Source organism: Spirosoma panaciterrae DSM 21099, assembly GCF_000374025.1.
GTDB classification, from domain to species: Bacteria; Bacteroidota; Bacteroidia; order Cytophagales; family Spirosomataceae; genus Spirosoma; species Spirosoma panaciterrae.
Genome location: NZ_KB893183.1, coordinates 113,749 through 129,807, shown reverse-complemented (window position 1 = coordinate 129,807; position 16,059 = coordinate 113,749). Strand labels below are relative to the sequence as shown.

14 protein-coding genes are annotated in these 16,059 nt (G+C 38.7%); 6 read left to right on the top strand and 8 right to left on the bottom strand.

Annotated features, from left to right (window positions below; all coding sequences use genetic code 11):
* Together B153_RS0114030 and B153_RS0114025 are read right to left on the bottom strand one after the other, a co-directional pair.
* Positions 1 to 2,277 (bottom strand): hypothetical protein, encoded by a 2,277-nt coding sequence (locus B153_RS0114030; protein WP_020597359.1) that lies wholly within the window; start codon positions 2,275 to 2,277, stop codon positions 1 to 3.
* Positions 2,277 to 3,446 carry a hypothetical protein gene (locus B153_RS0114025; RefSeq protein ID WP_020597358.1) on the bottom strand — a complete coding sequence of 390 codons (1,170 nt, stop codon included), beginning with the start codon at positions 3,444 to 3,446 and terminating at the stop codon, positions 2,277 to 2,279. The genes B153_RS0114030 and B153_RS0114025 overlap by 1 nt, the downstream gene beginning before the upstream one ends.
* A 1,175-nt stretch (positions 3,447 to 4,621) precedes the next feature.
* On the opposite strand from B153_RS0114025, the gene B153_RS0114015 reads away from it, so the two are divergent.
* The 5 genes from B153_RS0114015 to B153_RS0114000 all read left to right on the top strand — a co-directional run bounded on the left by B153_RS0114015 (position 4,622) and on the right by B153_RS0114000 (position 9,234).
* Positions 4,622 to 5,704, top strand: a complete 1,083-nt coding sequence (locus tag B153_RS0114015; protein WP_245564886.1) for a tyrosine-type recombinase/integrase — start codon at positions 4,622 to 4,624, stop codon at positions 5,702 to 5,704.
* Between the two features lie 167 nt (positions 5,705 to 5,871).
* The gene (locus B153_RS37260) at positions 5,872 to 6,441 is read left to right on the top strand and encodes a Y-family DNA polymerase (protein ID WP_020597355.1); all 570 of its coding nucleotides are present in this window, start codon (positions 5,872 to 5,874) and stop codon (positions 6,439 to 6,441) included.
* An 81-nt stretch (positions 6,442 to 6,522) separates the two neighbouring features.
* Complete coding sequence (locus B153_RS37255; protein WP_020597354.1) at positions 6,523 to 7,137, top strand: DinB/UmuC family translesion DNA polymerase; 615 nt, start codon at positions 6,523 to 6,525, stop codon at positions 7,135 to 7,137.
* Positions 7,138 to 7,212: 75 nt separating this feature from the next.
* A complete protein-coding gene (locus tag B153_RS0114005; RefSeq protein WP_020597353.1) occupies positions 7,213 to 8,013 on the top strand; it encodes an SDR family oxidoreductase in 801 nt (266 codons plus the stop codon).
* A gap of 219 nt (positions 8,014 to 8,232) precedes the next feature.
* Entirely contained in the window at positions 8,233 to 9,234 is a 1,002-nt protein-coding gene (locus B153_RS0114000) for a hypothetical protein (protein ID WP_040761374.1), read from the top strand.
* A gap of 158 nt (positions 9,235 to 9,392) precedes the next feature.
* On the opposite strand, the gene B153_RS0113995 is transcribed toward B153_RS0114000, so the two are convergent.
* From B153_RS0113995 to B153_RS0113980, 4 genes are all read right to left on the bottom strand, one after another.
* Entirely contained in the window at positions 9,393 to 10,217 is an 825-nt protein-coding gene (locus B153_RS0113995) for a transposase (protein WP_245564885.1), read from the bottom strand.
* A 296-nt stretch (positions 10,218 to 10,513) separates the two neighbouring features.
* Positions 10,514 to 11,260 carry a LytR/AlgR family response regulator transcription factor gene (locus tag B153_RS0113990; RefSeq protein ID WP_020597350.1) on the bottom strand — a complete coding sequence of 249 codons (747 nt, stop codon included), beginning with the start codon at positions 11,258 to 11,260 and terminating at the stop codon, positions 10,514 to 10,516.
* 19 nt (positions 11,261 to 11,279) lie between these two features.
* A complete protein-coding gene (locus tag B153_RS36665) occupies positions 11,280 to 12,725 on the bottom strand; it encodes a sensor histidine kinase (RefSeq protein ID WP_211221678.1) in 1,446 nt (481 codons plus the stop codon).
* A gap of 3 nt (positions 12,726 to 12,728) precedes the next feature.
* Positions 12,729 to 13,805, bottom strand: coding sequence for an N-acetyltransferase (locus B153_RS0113980; protein WP_020597348.1), 1,077 nt, complete (start codon positions 13,803 to 13,805; stop codon positions 12,729 to 12,731).
* A 296-nt stretch (positions 13,806 to 14,101) separates the two neighbouring features.
* Here B153_RS0113980 and B153_RS0113975 point away from each other — a divergent pair, with 296 nt between their 5' ends.
* A complete protein-coding gene (locus B153_RS0113975) occupies positions 14,102 to 14,284 on the top strand; it encodes a hypothetical protein (protein WP_020597347.1) in 183 nt (60 codons plus the stop codon).
* Positions 14,285 to 14,712: 428 nt separating this feature from the next.
* Here B153_RS0113975 and B153_RS35175 read toward each other — a convergent pair whose 3' ends face one another.
* A complete protein-coding gene (locus B153_RS35175; protein WP_020597346.1) occupies positions 14,713 to 15,639 on the bottom strand; it encodes an IS3 family transposase in 927 nt (308 codons plus the stop codon).
* Positions 15,636 to 16,043, bottom strand: a complete 408-nt coding sequence (locus B153_RS35170; protein ID WP_157634687.1) for a hypothetical protein — start codon at positions 16,041 to 16,043, stop codon at positions 15,636 to 15,638. The genes B153_RS35175 and B153_RS35170 overlap by 4 nt, the downstream gene beginning before the upstream one ends.
* Positions 16,044 to 16,059: the final 16 nt, after the last annotated feature.

Below are 16,059 nucleotides of genomic sequence, written 5' to 3'. Positions count from 1 at the left end.
TTATATTAATTCATAAACATACTTTGCCATACCCGAAATTAATATACTTTCACAACTTTGAGCTCTTAATAACACTTCTCTTAAATCCTCCTGCTTCAATCTTAACTTTTTAAGACCTAGCGCTAATAAAAACTCTAATAATGCTTCACCGTCTTCTGTGTCAAACTTTTCAATAATACTTATTAGGAATTCTTTCATTTTTAAATTAGATTCAGCATCTAAATCATATGAAAAGAAATCAGATTTACCAGCTCTCAATAGCGACGCTTGAATTATTCCATCATTAAATCTATGAAAATTCCTAGGACTTAATATATTTCTAACGTAGTTAGTTTGTTTTAAAGTTGGGAAAGAATTAATATCGTTATTTTCTAAATTTGTAATTATAGTTGATATTGTAAAATACACCTCGGATTGAGATATATTTTCTTCACTGTAATCAGTAAAATTCCAAAAGGCAAAATTTTTCCTTAAATACAACTGATCACCATTGTATTTCTTTAAAAACACTTTGTCTGACAAACCTCTTGTTTCTTTGTTTTTTATTAAAGTATCTAATCTATCGTTAACATAATTATACAATTCTTCATCGGTCTCATCATTAAGGGTACTAAGCATTTTTTCAAAAAAATACTTTTCGCGCTCCCAAGAGGTATTTACTTGTTGTATTGAACAATTTATTTGTTCAACTGCTATAAAGGGTCTTTCATCACTCTTATCCTTACCCTTTTTTAAATCATTAATAAGATTTATAGAAAATTTTTCAGATATTGGTCGGTATATACCTACGAAGTATATCAAATTTATATTTTCGCGGCTTCTCATAAGCCTACTTATCTGTAGCAATTTTTTACCAGTTGAAATACAAGATGCAACAATTATTAGAGAACCACTTTCTTCTGTAATATTATTAATAAAATTTTGCTCCAATTTTATTAACTTTAAATTTGGGTTGGTTGGTATTTTTGTAATAATATACTCTGCAAGTTTTTTTGATGCAATATCAGGAAGATACAATATATATTTAGTATTGGCAGGAATAGTTTTATCAATATATCTATTTAATGACTCTTTGAATTTGCCAAATTTATCATCTTCAATATTTTCTATGAGATGTGTGAAATCTAAGTAAATCTCATAGTCAGCATTAGCATCATTTTCTTTATAAAATACTTTAATAATACTATCCTTAATAGAGTTTCCCCTAAACTTTTGAACAAACTGGCTAACAGGTTTAGGATTGTAATCGGTTGTTGTTTTTAAAAGATGAACTTCAACTTTAGGCTGAACAGTAAGAAAAACATCACTACGTATATTTATTGGTCTTGAATGCGCAACAGTACACAATTCACATTTATCAGAAGAACTATATGTTTTGAATTCTAACTCTCCTAAATAAAAGTTTTCATCTCTCGTTAAGTTACAAATTACATTCGAGGTATGATTTTGATATTTCTCAATAGGTCCCAAAAAGTATATTACCTGAATTTGTGACCTTTCGGCGCGTCTTTCTTTTAATATTCTATCTACTATATTACCAGATGTCGAAGCCGATATGAGTATTAAAGAATCAAATGGGAAGCTTTCTTTATAAGATTCAAACATCTCATAAGATGAAAAGCTGTGAACAGTTGGACATTCAAACGACAACTTGAATCTTCTTTGAAGTTCAAAAACGGCAAAAGGTAGAACATTAATCGAAGAAGTATCGCAATAAATGCTACTAACTTCTTTCATGTGCTTTAAGAGTTGTATGGCTAAAAAGAAAATTTCAGATTGATAGATCAGTACATTACCTGTCCTTAAAAATTTTGAGCTATGCTTATTTGATGGAAAAACGAAGTGATGATCAGGTGTTGACTCAACTAAACCACCGTTATTCTTAAATATAGTTGTTGAACCACTTCTTAGTAATAAACTAATAAATTTTTTTTCGTTCTTAGGCTTGCTCCCAAATAACAATTTAAATTCGCATGACGAATTAAATGAATATATAAGTAAACTTTTTTCAAAATAATCTGAAGATTTACCTGGTATTCGGACAAAGGTATCGTTCCTGTGCTCAAAGAAGTATTTTAAGGAATCTTTGTCAAGATATTCCGGAAGGATTACAATTAATTTTTCCGTAATACTATTTTCTTGAAAGAAATGACTTATTTCTTGTGATAATGAATTTTGGGAATGAATTTTTTCATGATGAATGAATATTACTGTTGCTCTAAATCTGTGCTTTGAAGAAACTAAGTCTTCATATTGAAATATAAAGTAGTTTCTCATTATTTGTAGGCTAGCGGAAAGAAAATAGAGATTAATGTACCTTCAGCAGGAGGAAACACCGAAAAATTTATATCGCTGTTAGTTTGCCAATCGTAAAGCTGTATATCTGAAGCGTTATCATGATGAATATACCTTTTAGACTTCATATCTCTAAAAATATCAACACGACCACTTTTAATCCTTACAAATCCTCGACCATCAATGGTTTGTAAAACACGATCTAAACCTATGCCTTTAGTATCAGACTTAAAGCTACTAGTTGAAGTATTATGCCTGTATAAACATTTTTTTATTATATCAACTTCTTCATTTATGCTCATATTATAGGTTGAAACGCCTTTATATCTTTTGACTAAGCCTGGCCCACTATCTAATATAGAAATTTCAATAAGATATAGGTCTCCCAATTGGTTTACATTAAATCCTGAACTGAAATATTCTGAAAGCCCTTTGAATTCCTTATAAGTCTCAATGTATTTTTCAACAGGCTTTTTATGGAATTTTAATTGCAAGGCTCTAATGTTAGGATATAAATTAAATCCTAATTCATTTGTCTTTGCGTGCTCATGTGTATTCGAAAAAAGCTCATGAATAACTGAAATAAATGAGTTTAAACTGTCTTTGATACTATTTTTATATACTGTCGGATTATGGAAACCAATTTTTTGAAATGCTCTAAATAAATTAAATCCCAATACATCTTCTGAAACTAATTCTCTATTCTTACTATAAAAATGTTTAGACAATCCTCTGTCTGATTTATCATGGTCGAAGCAATATAGAGGAACTGATGTTCCTTTTAAATCAAAATAATCCATCTTTTCATAATACTTTTTGCTCGGAATTTTAAGATGGTTTTTAAGGTTATTGCCATTTTCATCAATGATCTCTTTCTCCCACGAAAGAACAATTGATGGATAAACGAATTCGTTATCGTTAAGATAATTAATCGCTTCCTCGGAGCCTTTGATAGGTAAACACAATTTACCTGAATTTTCTTTTCTGATCCACGTGGCTAGAAACTGAAGTAGCGAAAAAAAGACACCAAAATCTAATTTTTCTATTCTCTTAGGTAGATAAATATCTATAGACAAATCATTATTTAATGATAAATCCGCATATAATTTATGTATTTTTGGTATTGTTATATTTCCAGGGATCTTAATCATAGGATTAATTTAAATTAAATAATTGTGTTAATTTCCATTATGTAGCAGCGCAATTAATGTTGAATTTTTCAGTAAGAGGATGGTGTTAAGCTTTTAAGCAAATTTTGATTACCCTTCAAGCAATGTGAATTAACGGTCATTTTAATGTTTTTATAAAGGTCCACATAAAATACAATCATGGTAGTAAAAGAATTTTTTTCTTAATTACCATTGCATTTTTTTACTAGTATATCAGAATACAAAAGCTTAAAGCACACTTATCCTAATGCTGTGATGATTACTTTATTAAGTATACAACTTAATTCTTTTGAAAGAGCTAGTACTTATTACAAAGGTCTTAGGTCTATTTGTTTGACGCTCATAGCCAAAAAACTCTTGTCCTCGTCGAGTTCTATAGCCTATCTGATTCATCCAATCAGTAATGGCCCGGTACCCATACGCATTTTTGAAGCCTAGAAAGACTGTTTGCTTTCGTTTGGATGTCCTGGATTATCCTTCTCCTCTTGACTAGCCCGTTCCACAGTTTCGACAAACTCCTCTGTTGATACAGTAGCATATACGGATCGTCAAGTTCTTCAGCCGTATCCGGGATGGTTGTTAGTTTAGCTATCATCATACACGCAAGCTAATCTTTTTGGCCTACCCGAAGTAGCCCCTACCTAAAGTTTCTAAAGTCGATAGCTCATTCCATATAATCTGTGAAAACCTGTTAGTCTGTCAACTTGTCAGTCTGAATCAAATTGAAATTGTTATTGTAACAAAGCCATGACGGACGTTGTGCGGTTGATTCACTTCCACTCCTCTTCCGATGTGGCGGAGAAATTAAGCTCAAACTGATTTTTTCTAAATTTTACGTATCATTTACGCTGATTCACGTTTAGTCATCCCCTGCTGACGGGCTTTTACTCGCGATATGATTTAACATTGAGAAGTTCGGCGAAAGTCCAAATATTAACGTTTTCAACAAATCTCGGAAATCCGTATTTCCAAGATGTTGAAAATACTTGTACATTGCTTCTTTTAAACCCTTGGCCATGCCTAAGCAATCGTGTACTCTTTCTAATGTTAATACTACAGACGGGGCTATCCAAACAAGTAGTGGTAAGCTGACACTTACCCAGGTGTTGACCTACTTTGCCGCCTGGTTACCCAAACCCGGTAACTATCCAAGGATCGTGCGACCATACTTGGTTTACTGTCTAACCAACAAGTATTCCATTGATCGATTCAGTCTAAGTTTATTTGCCGCTGGTTTGCCTGCTAACCGTATTTCCCCTCTGCGGAAATTTCTGCTGTTTTATCAGATTCAAGGCTTGCCCCAGCTGACCGCCGACCCTCCACCAACTTCTACCAAGATTCCAGCCGCCAATGAATTAATCCTTGGCTTCCTTCATGATTCAATCACTTTACGAGGGGAAGAGTCCAGAGATACGTATACCAAATCGCTGAACGCTTTCTTTCGTTATTTGGCTGATGAGCAAGGCCAGGGCAACCAGGCTTCTTTTAGTGGTCAAACGGTGGGTCGATACGTCGAATGGCTCAAGAAAGAGGGTCTATCTGCATTTACGGTCAATATTCGCCTTTCGGCCATTAAGCAACTAGCCGCCTGGGTGATTAAAAATCGCAGTCAGCTTGGATTAGTTGCGGATCAGGTCGATTCGCTTAGGGATGTCGATGCTGTGCGTGGCCTGACGACCGAACGTAAGTTTTATAAAGATAGTCTGGAACGGGCCGAGCGAGATGAACTCCTGAATTCTATTGAGGATGCTGCCGACCGGGCATTGGTCGCTTTATTGGTTATTGAAGGCTTACGGACTGTAGAAGTGACCCGGTTACGGGTGGGAGACATTGATTTTGAACGTAAACAGTTATGGGTCAAAGGGAAAGGAAAAGATACTCGAAAAGATGTCCACCTGTTTGATTCCTGCGCTCAGGCTCTGATTTCCTACTTACAGGATAAATCGTACTGGCCAATTCCACCACAGGCAGGCAAGGCCTTGTGGACCGATTTAAAAACCTATCAAATCAGGTATCGGGTTGATAAATATCTGCGGCAACTGAACTTGAAACGTCCCAGGCTATCCGCGCACAGTCTACGTCATACAACAGGCCAACTTCTTATTCAAGAAGGCGTTGAGCCAATTCATGTGCAGCGCCACTTGCGCCATGAATTATTTGAAACAACACAATTCTATATAAAGAAACAAACCGAGAAGGACTACTATATTAAAATAACGGATATACCTGTAAAGGATTGATTGTCAAAATTTTGTAATTGTTAACAACGTAACAAATTTACTTTGTATATTATATATTTTATTGCATAGTTAATTTGTTACATGAGATTTATAAGGAAACTGGACAGCGGGGAAAAAAAGTGAAGCGGCATGGTTTACTTTCTTTTTCCAAAAACTACAGTTATTCCATGATTATTTTGGTCGATGTCGATAGCTTTTACGTTAGCGCCGAACGGATTTTTCGACCCGATCTGGAAGGAAAACCCGTTGTGGTGCTTAGCGCGAACGATGGAAATATAATTGCCCGTTCTAAGGAGGCCAAGAAGCTGAAAATAAGAATGGGGCAACCCACGTTTGAATTAGGGGGCGTTGTTAAGCAACATAAAGTAGAGATTATAAGCGCCAATTTTACCCTGTACGGCGATGTTTCCGGCCGATTAATGCGAATCTTAAACCAATTCATTGAGAAGATCGAGATTTATTCAATCGACGAGGCATTTTTAGATGTGACTGGGTACGAGCGGATCTATACCGACTTAGTAGCATTTGGCCATCGGATCCGAAAGACAATTAAGCAGTGGGTGAGTTTGCCGGTTTCGATTGGTATTGTGCCAAAAGAAACCTTAGCAAAAGTGGCGAGCTGGTACGCTAAAAAGCAACCCAACTACAACGGAGTTTTTGAGCTACGGGAAGCGGATCGCATTCAACAGGCACTTGCTGATTTCCCCTGTTTGGAGGTGTGGGATATTGGTCACTAGTACAATCAACTCCTCAAAAAAAACGGAATTGAAACGGCGTATGCGTTAACCCAGTGTCATGATGTGTGGATTCAGAAACACATGACAATTGAAGGCTTACGTTTAGTCGATGAATTGCGAGGAAATACCCGTCGACCCGTCCAGCAATATCCTGCGCCGAAAAAGTCGATTTTAACCTCACCTTGTTTTGGTACGCCTGTTGACGATCTGAAAACACTGCAAGAAGGACTGAATACGCACGTAGTTCGATGTGGAGAAAAACTAAGAAGACAACAGTCGGCTGCCTGTTTAGTAACTGTGTATTTGCAGACCAATCCATTTAGAGCTGACCAGCCGCAGTATTTCAATAGCCAGGCTACAGCACTGCCGCATCCTTCTAGTGCTACCCCTGAATTACTTCAATATGCCATTGGTGTGTTAAATGCGATCTACAAGCCCGGATATAAATTTAAGCGTGTAGGCGTGATGCTATCAGGTTTTGTACCTCATGATTATCAAAAGCCAACCCTCTTTAATGACGTTTCCGATCCTCGACTACGAGCGGTAAGCCAAACCGCTGATAAACTCAACGCGAAGTATGGGCGGGACAAAATACGATTTGCCAGTCAGGGATACAGCGTACATTGGAAACCGCGCAGCAAGTTTTTAAGCGGACGGTATACGACTCGATGGAGTGAGATTTTGAGAGCACAGTAAACTAAAAACGACCGTATAAAATTAAAGGGTAAAGATTAGTTGAAGAGTAAATAAGCGTTTTGTCCAGAGTGTAGTATGTCAAAAATTATTTTAATAACTGGTGCCTCAACGGGCTTAGGAGAAACTATCGCCACCTATTTGGCGCAGAAGGGCTTTACCGTATACGGAACATCCCGATCAATTGAGCAGAAGTCAAAACCTTTTTTGACCATGGATTTGGATGTCTGTAATGAAGCAAGTATTCAAAAAGGGGTGAACCGAATTATTGAGAAGCATGGCCGAATTGATGTATTAATTAACAATGCTGGGTTGGCTATTGCGGGGCCGGTTGAGGCTTTACCGCTTGCCGAAGTACAGCGGGTATTCGATACAAATGTCTTTGGTACGATCCGAACGATTCAAGCCGTTTTACCTACGATGCGTCAGCAAAAGTCTGGTTTAATTATTAATATTAGTTCCATTGCGGCAGAAGCAGGGTTACCGTTTCGAGGAGGTTATTGCGCTAGTAAAGCCGCCGTTGACCGGCTGACTGAAGCACTCCGATTAGAGCTGGCCTCATTTGGAATTCAGGCTTGTTATATCCAACCAGGTGGTACGAAAACGGATATTAACAAGAATCGGCTTCGGGTATCTTTACCTGCCAACAGTGCCTATAAAGAAACGTTTGACCGCACGTATGCATTAATCGACGAAAGTGTTAGTGAGGGAATAGAACCCGACGTGTTTGGGCCACTGGTCGAAAAAATCATTCAGTCGCCCCAAGTTGATCGATTGTACCGGGTTGGTAAATCCCTGGAGAAATTTTCCGTTTTGTTAAAAAGTATTTTACCAACGGATATCTACGAACGTATGATTCGAAATCACTATAAAATGTGAGGCAATAAATCAATGAATAAGCTATGCCCTGGCAGATTTGTCAGGGCTTTTATGTAAACAATAATCAGTGAATACAAATGCCTAATTCTAACAGTTCATCGGGAAGAAAAGCAGATAATCAATCTCTAATTACATTTTTCTAATTAGAAATTTGCAATTAGAGAATTAATAGTTATTTTAGTACACGAAAGGTAATTGAACAGGCAAACACTATTTTGTATGGCATCCGTAAGCACAACCCCTTTAAAAACAGACAGTTGGAGCGACATTTGTTTCCCTGTGGAATCGGTAAGATTAATTGATATGCTACCAGGCTACCAGATTGTGCCATCGGACCGTCAGAACTCGATTGTTGGCTATCCAACTGGTAGTAACCCAGTGGTCTATGCGATTCAATCTGAGCAGTATTCAATCGTGCCTAACACCCTTTTGCGAGAAGTTGTGACTAAGTACATACCTCAGCATGAAATCAACATACGGTATACGGACCGAGGAGAATTTACTATAAACGTAATTACACCGAACGAGATCAGTATCGGCGACGAACGGTTGTACCGCAATCTGATAATTAACAATAGTTACACGGGTAAATCACCTTTTACGGTTCAGGGAACGATTGTTAATGAACGAACTGTGACAGAAACGGGCGTACGGGTTAGCTACTATCGACAGATATGTAGCAATGGTTTAATGGGTTGGGCAGATGAATGGTTGGAAATGGATGCTTACTTAAACTGGCTATTAGCTGGGAAGCCCAAGAAGCACAAAAAAGCTTTGGATATAAAGGAAAGTGGTATTGAAACCAAAACCTATACGAAGCAAGAAGTCGATGAAGTCGTTCATAAAAAACTGCATCATATTCGGTTAGATATAGATTCCCTAAGCTCCTATTTAGGAAAGGTTCTTACGCAATTTATGGCACATAAAGGCTCCCTAACCGCCCAAGTTTATCAGCGATTATATAATAAACCTGTCCAAGAAGCCACAGTCGAAAAATTAGCCAAAGAAGTTAAAATCCCGGTACAACTGGTAAAGCAAGCCCAGGAACGTATGAAAGTAGAAGAACGGATATTAAAGTCAGAGCCCACGATGTGGCTGTTGTATAACGCTTTTAATTACTCGCTGATGAATAGCCGCGTCAGCCTTTCTCTTTCAGATCGGTATGCTATGGATGAAAAGGTTTTTCATGAGTTAACCCACCAAGCGTTGAATGTGAATTAAACTAATATCAGGGCTGCTATTTCTTGCAGCCTTTTTATACTAACCTATTTTTTCTAATTAGAAATTTCTAATTAGAAAAAATATAGCCAAATCGATAGTTTAAAACTCATTAGGGATTGAAGCACGTATTGTAAGATGAATTTTGACTATAAAGCTGTTTAAACTTTCGGTTTTCGATTGATTTTTCGTAGAAAAATGACCGAGAATGCGATAAAATGTAAGCTCATCCAATTTTTTACAGAAAACTCAAACCGCACTAATAGGGCTTTGAAGCCGTCAATCCAAGCGTTTGCATGTTCAATAACGGAGCGATCTTGATAAAGAGCGTCGTCAAAAACGTGAGTGCCACGTTCGTAAGGCTGGCACCTCTGATGAAATGAATTGCGTGGGTTTTCCTGCACATTGGCAATGATCTCTTCTTTCTCACAAGCAGCCATAAAATCAGCCGAATCAAAACCTGAGTCGGCATTCAAAAACAGCCCTTTCAGATTGATCTCGGCTGCTTTAAGCAAGCCACAGATTTCGTCAAACAAAGCCTGAATGTCATATACGTCATGATGTTGGCCTTCTTGAGGAGTAGACATAGCCAACATAACCCCTTGATTATCTGACAGAAATAAAGCATTCGTGGTGTTACAGGCTTTGCGGCCCTGATAGCCCACCGCATCTCCCCCATTCTTGGCGGGCGTATGGCTACCATCAAATTCAACACTCGATAAGTCTAGATACTTCCGATTTTTAGTCAGGATATTGATCCAAATCGTGCGCCAACAGTCAGCTTTGCACCACTTATTATAGTAGTAGAATACCGAATTCCAGCAAAGCACCTTGTCCGTAAAAAACTGTTTGGTAGGTAACTCTCGCCATTGACAGCCAGTTTTTAGCCGATGGAAAATGCATGCTACCACTTCTGTCAGAGGTACGGTGGTGTCAAAGCCACGTGTTCCGACGGTAAGATGTGGTAAAATCCACGTTTCAATCATAGCTTTGTGTATGATCCCCATTGTAGTGTTTATTTGAAGTTCGCACCTCAAAATTCACACAGCTTTGGGGGTTTTTATTAAAGTTTAAACAGCTTCTATATAATCAATTGGCACTATAAAAACTTTAAAGACTGTTATTTCATCAGTCTTGGTATAGTGATTGAAGCTAGTGCGCGCACTTGTGGAGACGGTATCGCAGTATCAATTTACAGATAACTATCAATGGATACCAAGGCGAATGAATTTAGAAGACCAGTCTATAAAGCAGAATATTAATAGAATTTCTCTACACCAATTCATTTACCATCTTTTCGAACGACTTTTCTATCAATCAGTTGATATAAGGATTTCCGGTATGATTCTCCTACAGGTAATTCCTTCAATTCTCCTTGTCGAAGAATACTGACGGTGTTTTTATCCTTATTGACCACTCGTATTTTAGTCCTGGCAGCAATGAAGGATTTATGAATTCTAGAAAAGAAAGTATGAGGTAATTGGGACTCAATGTCACTAAGTGATAAATGGGAGGTTAGACGGTCATTTTGCGTAAAAATATGAATGTAGTTGCGCTCTGGAGCTGTTTCAATCCAACAGATTTCGTCAAAGTACACGGCGATCAAGTTACCTTCTGACTTCACATAAATAAACGATTCTCTAGGCAGAGCCGGACTCGGTTTCGCTGAAGGCTCTAGGCTAGTTTGGGCTTTTTGTACAGCTTTTAAAAAACGATCAAAGCCAAATGGTTTGTGCAGAAAATCAATGACATCTAAATCGTAGCCTTGTAGTGCGTATTGAGGGTATGCTGTCGTCAGGACATATTTCTGAAATTGTCCAACGATTTTAATAAAATCAATTCCATTAATAGCATGATTTGGCATTTCGGCATCGACGAAGATGAGATCTACTGGATTTGCCTTCAAATAGACAATGGCTTCGGAAGGGTCAGAAAATGAGCCTTTTAACTCAAGGTACGGCACTTTATGGATCAAATCCTCAAGATACTGGATAGCAAATTCCTCGTCATCAATTACGATACAGGTCATGGCAATAAAAATTAGGTACTTACGCTAGGATCGATAACCAACAAGAAAAGGAATCCTCATCTTGTTCGATTTTAAAGGTATAGGAGGAAGGGTACGTCAAATCAAGTCGGCGCTGAATGTTCGCTAAACCTACATGCGTTGAATCTACAGTCGGCTTATGACCTTTCTGATTCCGCATATAAAACTCGATTCGGTCTGTATAGCAGTTCAGATTAATAGTAAGCGGGAAATCCATATTTGTCATCCGTCCATGTTTAAACGCGTTTTCGACTAAACTGATTAATATAAAGGGAATTATGAACTTCTGATCGGTAGGGCCTTGGACGTTAAATTCTATTTGAAGCTTATTTTTATATCGCATCTGGTGTAAGGCGATGAAATCTTTTAAATACGTGATTTCTTCCTGAACCAGCACGAATTTTGAATCCTCCCGCAAACTATAACGCATAATGTCAGACACCTTTAAAAGTGAATCAGCTAAATCGTCAGAGTATTCGCGGCTCTTTACATACAAATAGTATAAGGTGTTATAGAGAAAATGGGGATTCAACTGAGATTTTAAAAAGTTAAGCTCAGCATGCAGGGTTTCCTGTTCAAGACGCATTTTCTGCTCTTCTTGTAAATTCTTTTCCCGCTCCCGTTCCAGCTCCTGCTCTTTAACCGTATCGATGGCATTTGCTAACCGTTGGGTAACGGACGGAATGATTTTTATCATATCCAGCGAAATACCCGTAAAGAAATAAGCCGTGAAGAAGGCAATCAAGATAAAGACAATCCATTCATTCAGATACCGGACTACTTTGGGTGGGTTTAAGCCTTCCCGTTGCAAAGTAGCTTTTCGTTGTAAAGCCCAGTTTTCATTCCGTTCAAGGGCTTTTTCGTAACGAGTTGATTCGGCCTTAGTCAAGTAATTATATTGATAAGTAAAGCCTATACTATACGCTTTTAGAAAAAGAGTACCTAGGACAATCAAAAACCAGACAAAGGCAGCTTTGCGGCCAAGAAGGATAGCAGCTAGAACAATTAAAGAATGGCCAAAGGCAAAATCGACCAAGATTGAATCATTAGAAGGGTTTTCAAATCCGATCATGTTTAGGAAAGCCAGAAACATAATGGAAACGATACTTACCCAACGGGAGGCAATATCAAACTTACTTTCAGGGTCTAAATCAATCTGTTGACCCACTAGGGTAATTTTAGTTTTTCCAGCTAAAATCCAATAGTTGTAAAGGGCAGAAAAGAAATTCGCAGCACCGACGAATAAATAAACATAGGCCAGTGCGACATGAGGGACAAAGTTTCCAGTTTCTATTTTTTCAAAGGACAGAAAAAATATGGCCAGTGTGATATAAGCAATATTGAGATAGGTAAGCAATTTGCGTTGCTTATGCGCAAAAGGTTGGGACAAGTGTTGCCTTGCTTGTTCCAATAATTCTGTTAGCTGCGTTGAGTTCGAAGTTTCCACTAATTACGTAAAGTCGAAAGAAGAGCAATAAACCGGAGATACCTGTAGCTGAGCTAATTGGTTAGCGGATAAGCCGCAGGCTTTAACCATGGCATGTGTGGTAACATCGGCCTGATAGCCGCTGAGTAAGCCCATCCGGGCGAGCATGGCTGTTAATCGCTTATCCTGGCAGTCAACCTCGAAAAGAGCGCTGTTTAAGTTGAAAAAAGCTAGTATACTTTCGATGAGAATTGGGAACAAACCCTCTTGCCCGGTAGCCAGGTAAATACCTTCCAATGCTAAAAACGAATAGTCTGGTTGAAATAGTTTTTTTAGGTAGGGTATTCTTGGTAGGATATTCATGAGGAACCAGCCGGTCCAGTGGGGCATTTGTAAAAAATTCCAAGTAACGGGATTGGCTTGTACCCCTCCTACAACTTGCTCCCCTACTGTCAGTGTAAAGTAATTTCCTTGGTAGCCTATTTTATCAAAGTTTACCAATCCATAATCAGCGTAATAGGTCGCCAGAAAAGATTTGATTTTGGGAAGTTCTGCTGATGAGGCCCTTTTCAGTCGCACATCTGCTTTTGGATTTAGGCTACGGAAGACAAACGTTTTAAGTTGTGCAACACTTGCAAAATTTGTTTGGTTTGACAAGGAGAGGGAACGTGTGTTTTTCTCTTCGATGAACGAGTACAACAGATAAGGTGCATGAATTGTCTCCGTAATGTAATTGACAGCCGAAGTTTTTAAAAATCGACCATATCCCTTTCCCTGGGCTGATTCATGGATGGCAAAATAGCGCCCATAAAAGGCATTCATACTACTAAATGGATAGGTAACAAGCCGATGATCGAGGCAATAAAAACCTTGAAGGATGTCAGAAATATATAGATGAAAGAAAAAAGGGTTGGACAGTTGGTTTAGTTTTTGGTCTTGGCCAGTTTGTTGATAACGAATACCGCTTGTGCCGTAAACAGCATTTTTTAATAAGACAATAGACTCTGCATCAGCCTCTGATTTTACGACCAGCTTAACTGATCCTATTTGGCTAAGAATCGTTTCTTGTGGAGCATATACTGGTTCTTTGGAAATCGACATTGAGTAATCAAATAAGTTGAAATTTCGAGTTTTAACTGATCTTCCTGACCGGTTGATTTATGAGTAATCAAGGAGATTAAACACTGTAGAGCCAGCTAAGAAATGGATGTAGTGTTCACTCCGCAACTAAAACGACTCATAATTAAATCATTTATATGTAGCCTATTTGAGTGTACAGGATTCATCACGCATCTAGACCTGTATAGCACAAGTTTATACCTGTTTAGCCATCCTCCCATTCATAATTGGGGTTTTATGTAGATCTTGGTTTAGTTCTTTATCTAACCATAACGATCATGAATCAGATTTCAACCATGCTCTCCGTTACAGATGTAGAAAAATTGATTGTGCACCCTGAAACCTTCACTGTTCAAGATATTATTGGTATAGCCAAGTTGCTTAGGAAATCGCCAACAGAAGTTTTTGAATTAATACTTAATGAATTAGAAGTGGGTAACATTTGTGAATTCGAAAGATAATATAACAAAAGGCCGCTTAATCAAAAGTGGCCTTTTGGCTAACCATTCTACAGCCACAAGTACATAATACTTGACTGAAAACTTTGAATGAATAAAAAAGCTTAATAGTTGACAGAGGTTTGCGTTGTTTTCAAAACTCAGTCTTCAATTAATCCTTATCCTTTTACATGTCACTGAACCATTTAATTAAACGGATTTATTGAACGCACAAAGGGCCGTTTCCAGCCCCTCTACCCTCCTACCTGAGTATTTCGGAGTAAATTGACCCACCTACCACGGAATGTCACGTCCTGGAAAAACCTTACAGATTCCGAAAGTTAATCCTAAATAGCACTTGTCACTTCAAAGCCCTGAGTACTTAATTATTCGCTTTTGCATCTAATCTACTCATACCCTGTATTATCACCCTTCTGTAAACCATCAGACGGTCAGTTCATTACTGGCTCGACTCTATCTTCCTGCCTGATCGGTTTCGGTCTTCGATATTGCTTCCACCGTTTTTTCAATAAGCCACTTCGCTCATGAGCGACTTCGGGGGTCAAGTAATCCAGACTAGAATGCGGACGTTGAGTATTGTACCGAGCAACAGCTCGGGTGATCGCTAGGTCAGCTTCCTGGTGGTTTTGGTAAATGGTTTGGGAGAAGAACTCAATTTTAATAATTCCATTTACCCGCTCGGCTAGGGCATTATCGTATGGACTGCCGGATTGAGTCATACTAATCGCAATCTGCTCGTTTTCCAACAATGAAATATACTGAGCTGAACAGTATTGAATACCACGGTCAGAATGGTGAATCAGTGTATAATCGGTTATGCGTTTTCGATCCTTTAGGGCCATTTTTAAGGCTAAAACACAGCCTGTTGCCTCTAGAGTTGGATAAAGCGCATAACCAACAACTTTTCGAGAGTAGGCATCGGTGATCAAACTAAGATAGCTAAAACCTTGTACAGTTCGAATGTAAGTCAGGTCACTAACCCACAATTGTTCAGGGCCGTCTACCGTCAATTCCTTGATTAGATTGGGGTATTTTTTTAGCCAGTGATGCGAATCAGTCGTCTTGACCATGCGCTTGCGTCTGCGAATGAGCAGGCCGTGAAACCCCAATAAATCAAACAATTGGTCTCTGCCCATCTTTATCTGGTGGTTGTCTAACTGGGGCTGCAATAGATGAAACAGCTTTCTGGTACCTAGTAAGGGCATATCTCTGCGCAGGTCACTAACCAATCTGAGCACCACTACGTGGGCAATGCTGGTTTTCTTCTCTTGAGCAGCCGCTTCATAAAAAGCCTGACGAGTCACACCAAACAGATCACAAAGCTGCTCCAGGCTTACTTGAGGATGGCTTTGCTTCATTCTTTTGACCGTTTGGTACCAGACTTTTTTCGGATCTTGATCTTCAAGTCTTCTTCAGCCACCTCGATAACCGTCTGTAAGCTGCTGATTTTTAATTCAGCTTGAGCGAGCGCCTTGGTTAGGGCTTTCACTTGCCGAGTTAATGTTTGGTCCAATTGAGGGTCGGGCATGGTGGTAGACGGCTCAGGAGTAGCCAGTGTGTCCGTCGTTGGCAAAGAAAACACAACCAGCCAACTTCGCAAGGTATTGCGGTTAAGTCCGTACTTACGGCAGGCGGCTCGTATGCCGATGATTCCCTGGTTTACTTCGTGCACAATCCGACGCTTTTCTTTTTCGGTTCGTCGCTCGAATGGATGTCGGCTGCCCATTCGTAGTCCCTGTTTTTTCGTGTTCTTGTGAGTCATCCTGATATGCTTAATG

Coding starts and splice junctions, on each gene's coding strand:
- B153_RS0114000 (WP_040761374.1), top strand. CDS start 8,233: ATGGCATCCGTAAGCACAACCCCTTTAAAAACAGACAGTTGGAGCGAC.
- B153_RS0114030 (WP_020597359.1), bottom strand. CDS start 2,277: ATGAGAAACTACTTTATATTTCAATATGAAGACTTAGTTTCTTCAAAG.
- B153_RS0113975 (WP_020597347.1), top strand. CDS start 14,102: ATGAATCAGATTTCAACCATGCTCTCCGTTACAGATGTAGAAAAATTG.
- B153_RS0113995 (WP_245564885.1), bottom strand. CDS start 10,217: ATGATTGAAACGTGGATTTTACCACATCTTACCGTCGGAACACGTGGC.
- B153_RS35175 (WP_020597346.1), bottom strand. CDS start 15,639: ATGAAGCAAAGCCATCCTCAAGTAAGCCTGGAGCAGCTTTGTGATCTG.
- B153_RS37260 (WP_020597355.1), top strand. CDS start 5,872: ATGATTATTTTGGTCGATGTCGATAGCTTTTACGTTAGCGCCGAACGG.
- B153_RS0114005 (WP_020597353.1), top strand. CDS start 7,213: ATGTCAAAAATTATTTTAATAACTGGTGCCTCAACGGGCTTAGGAGAA.
- B153_RS35170 (WP_157634687.1), bottom strand. CDS start 16,043: ATGACTCACAAGAACACGAAAAAACAGGGACTACGAATGGGCAGCCGA.
- B153_RS37255 (WP_020597354.1), top strand. CDS start 6,523: ATGACAATTGAAGGCTTACGTTTAGTCGATGAATTGCGAGGAAATACC.
- B153_RS0113980 (WP_020597348.1), bottom strand. CDS start 13,805: ATGTCGATTTCCAAAGAACCAGTATATGCTCCACAAGAAACGATTCTT.
- B153_RS0114025 (WP_020597358.1), bottom strand. CDS start 3,446: ATGATTAAGATCCCTGGAAATATAACAATACCAAAAATACATAAATTA.
- B153_RS0113990 (WP_020597350.1), bottom strand. CDS start 11,260: ATGACCTGTATCGTAATTGATGACGAGGAATTTGCTATCCAGTATCTT.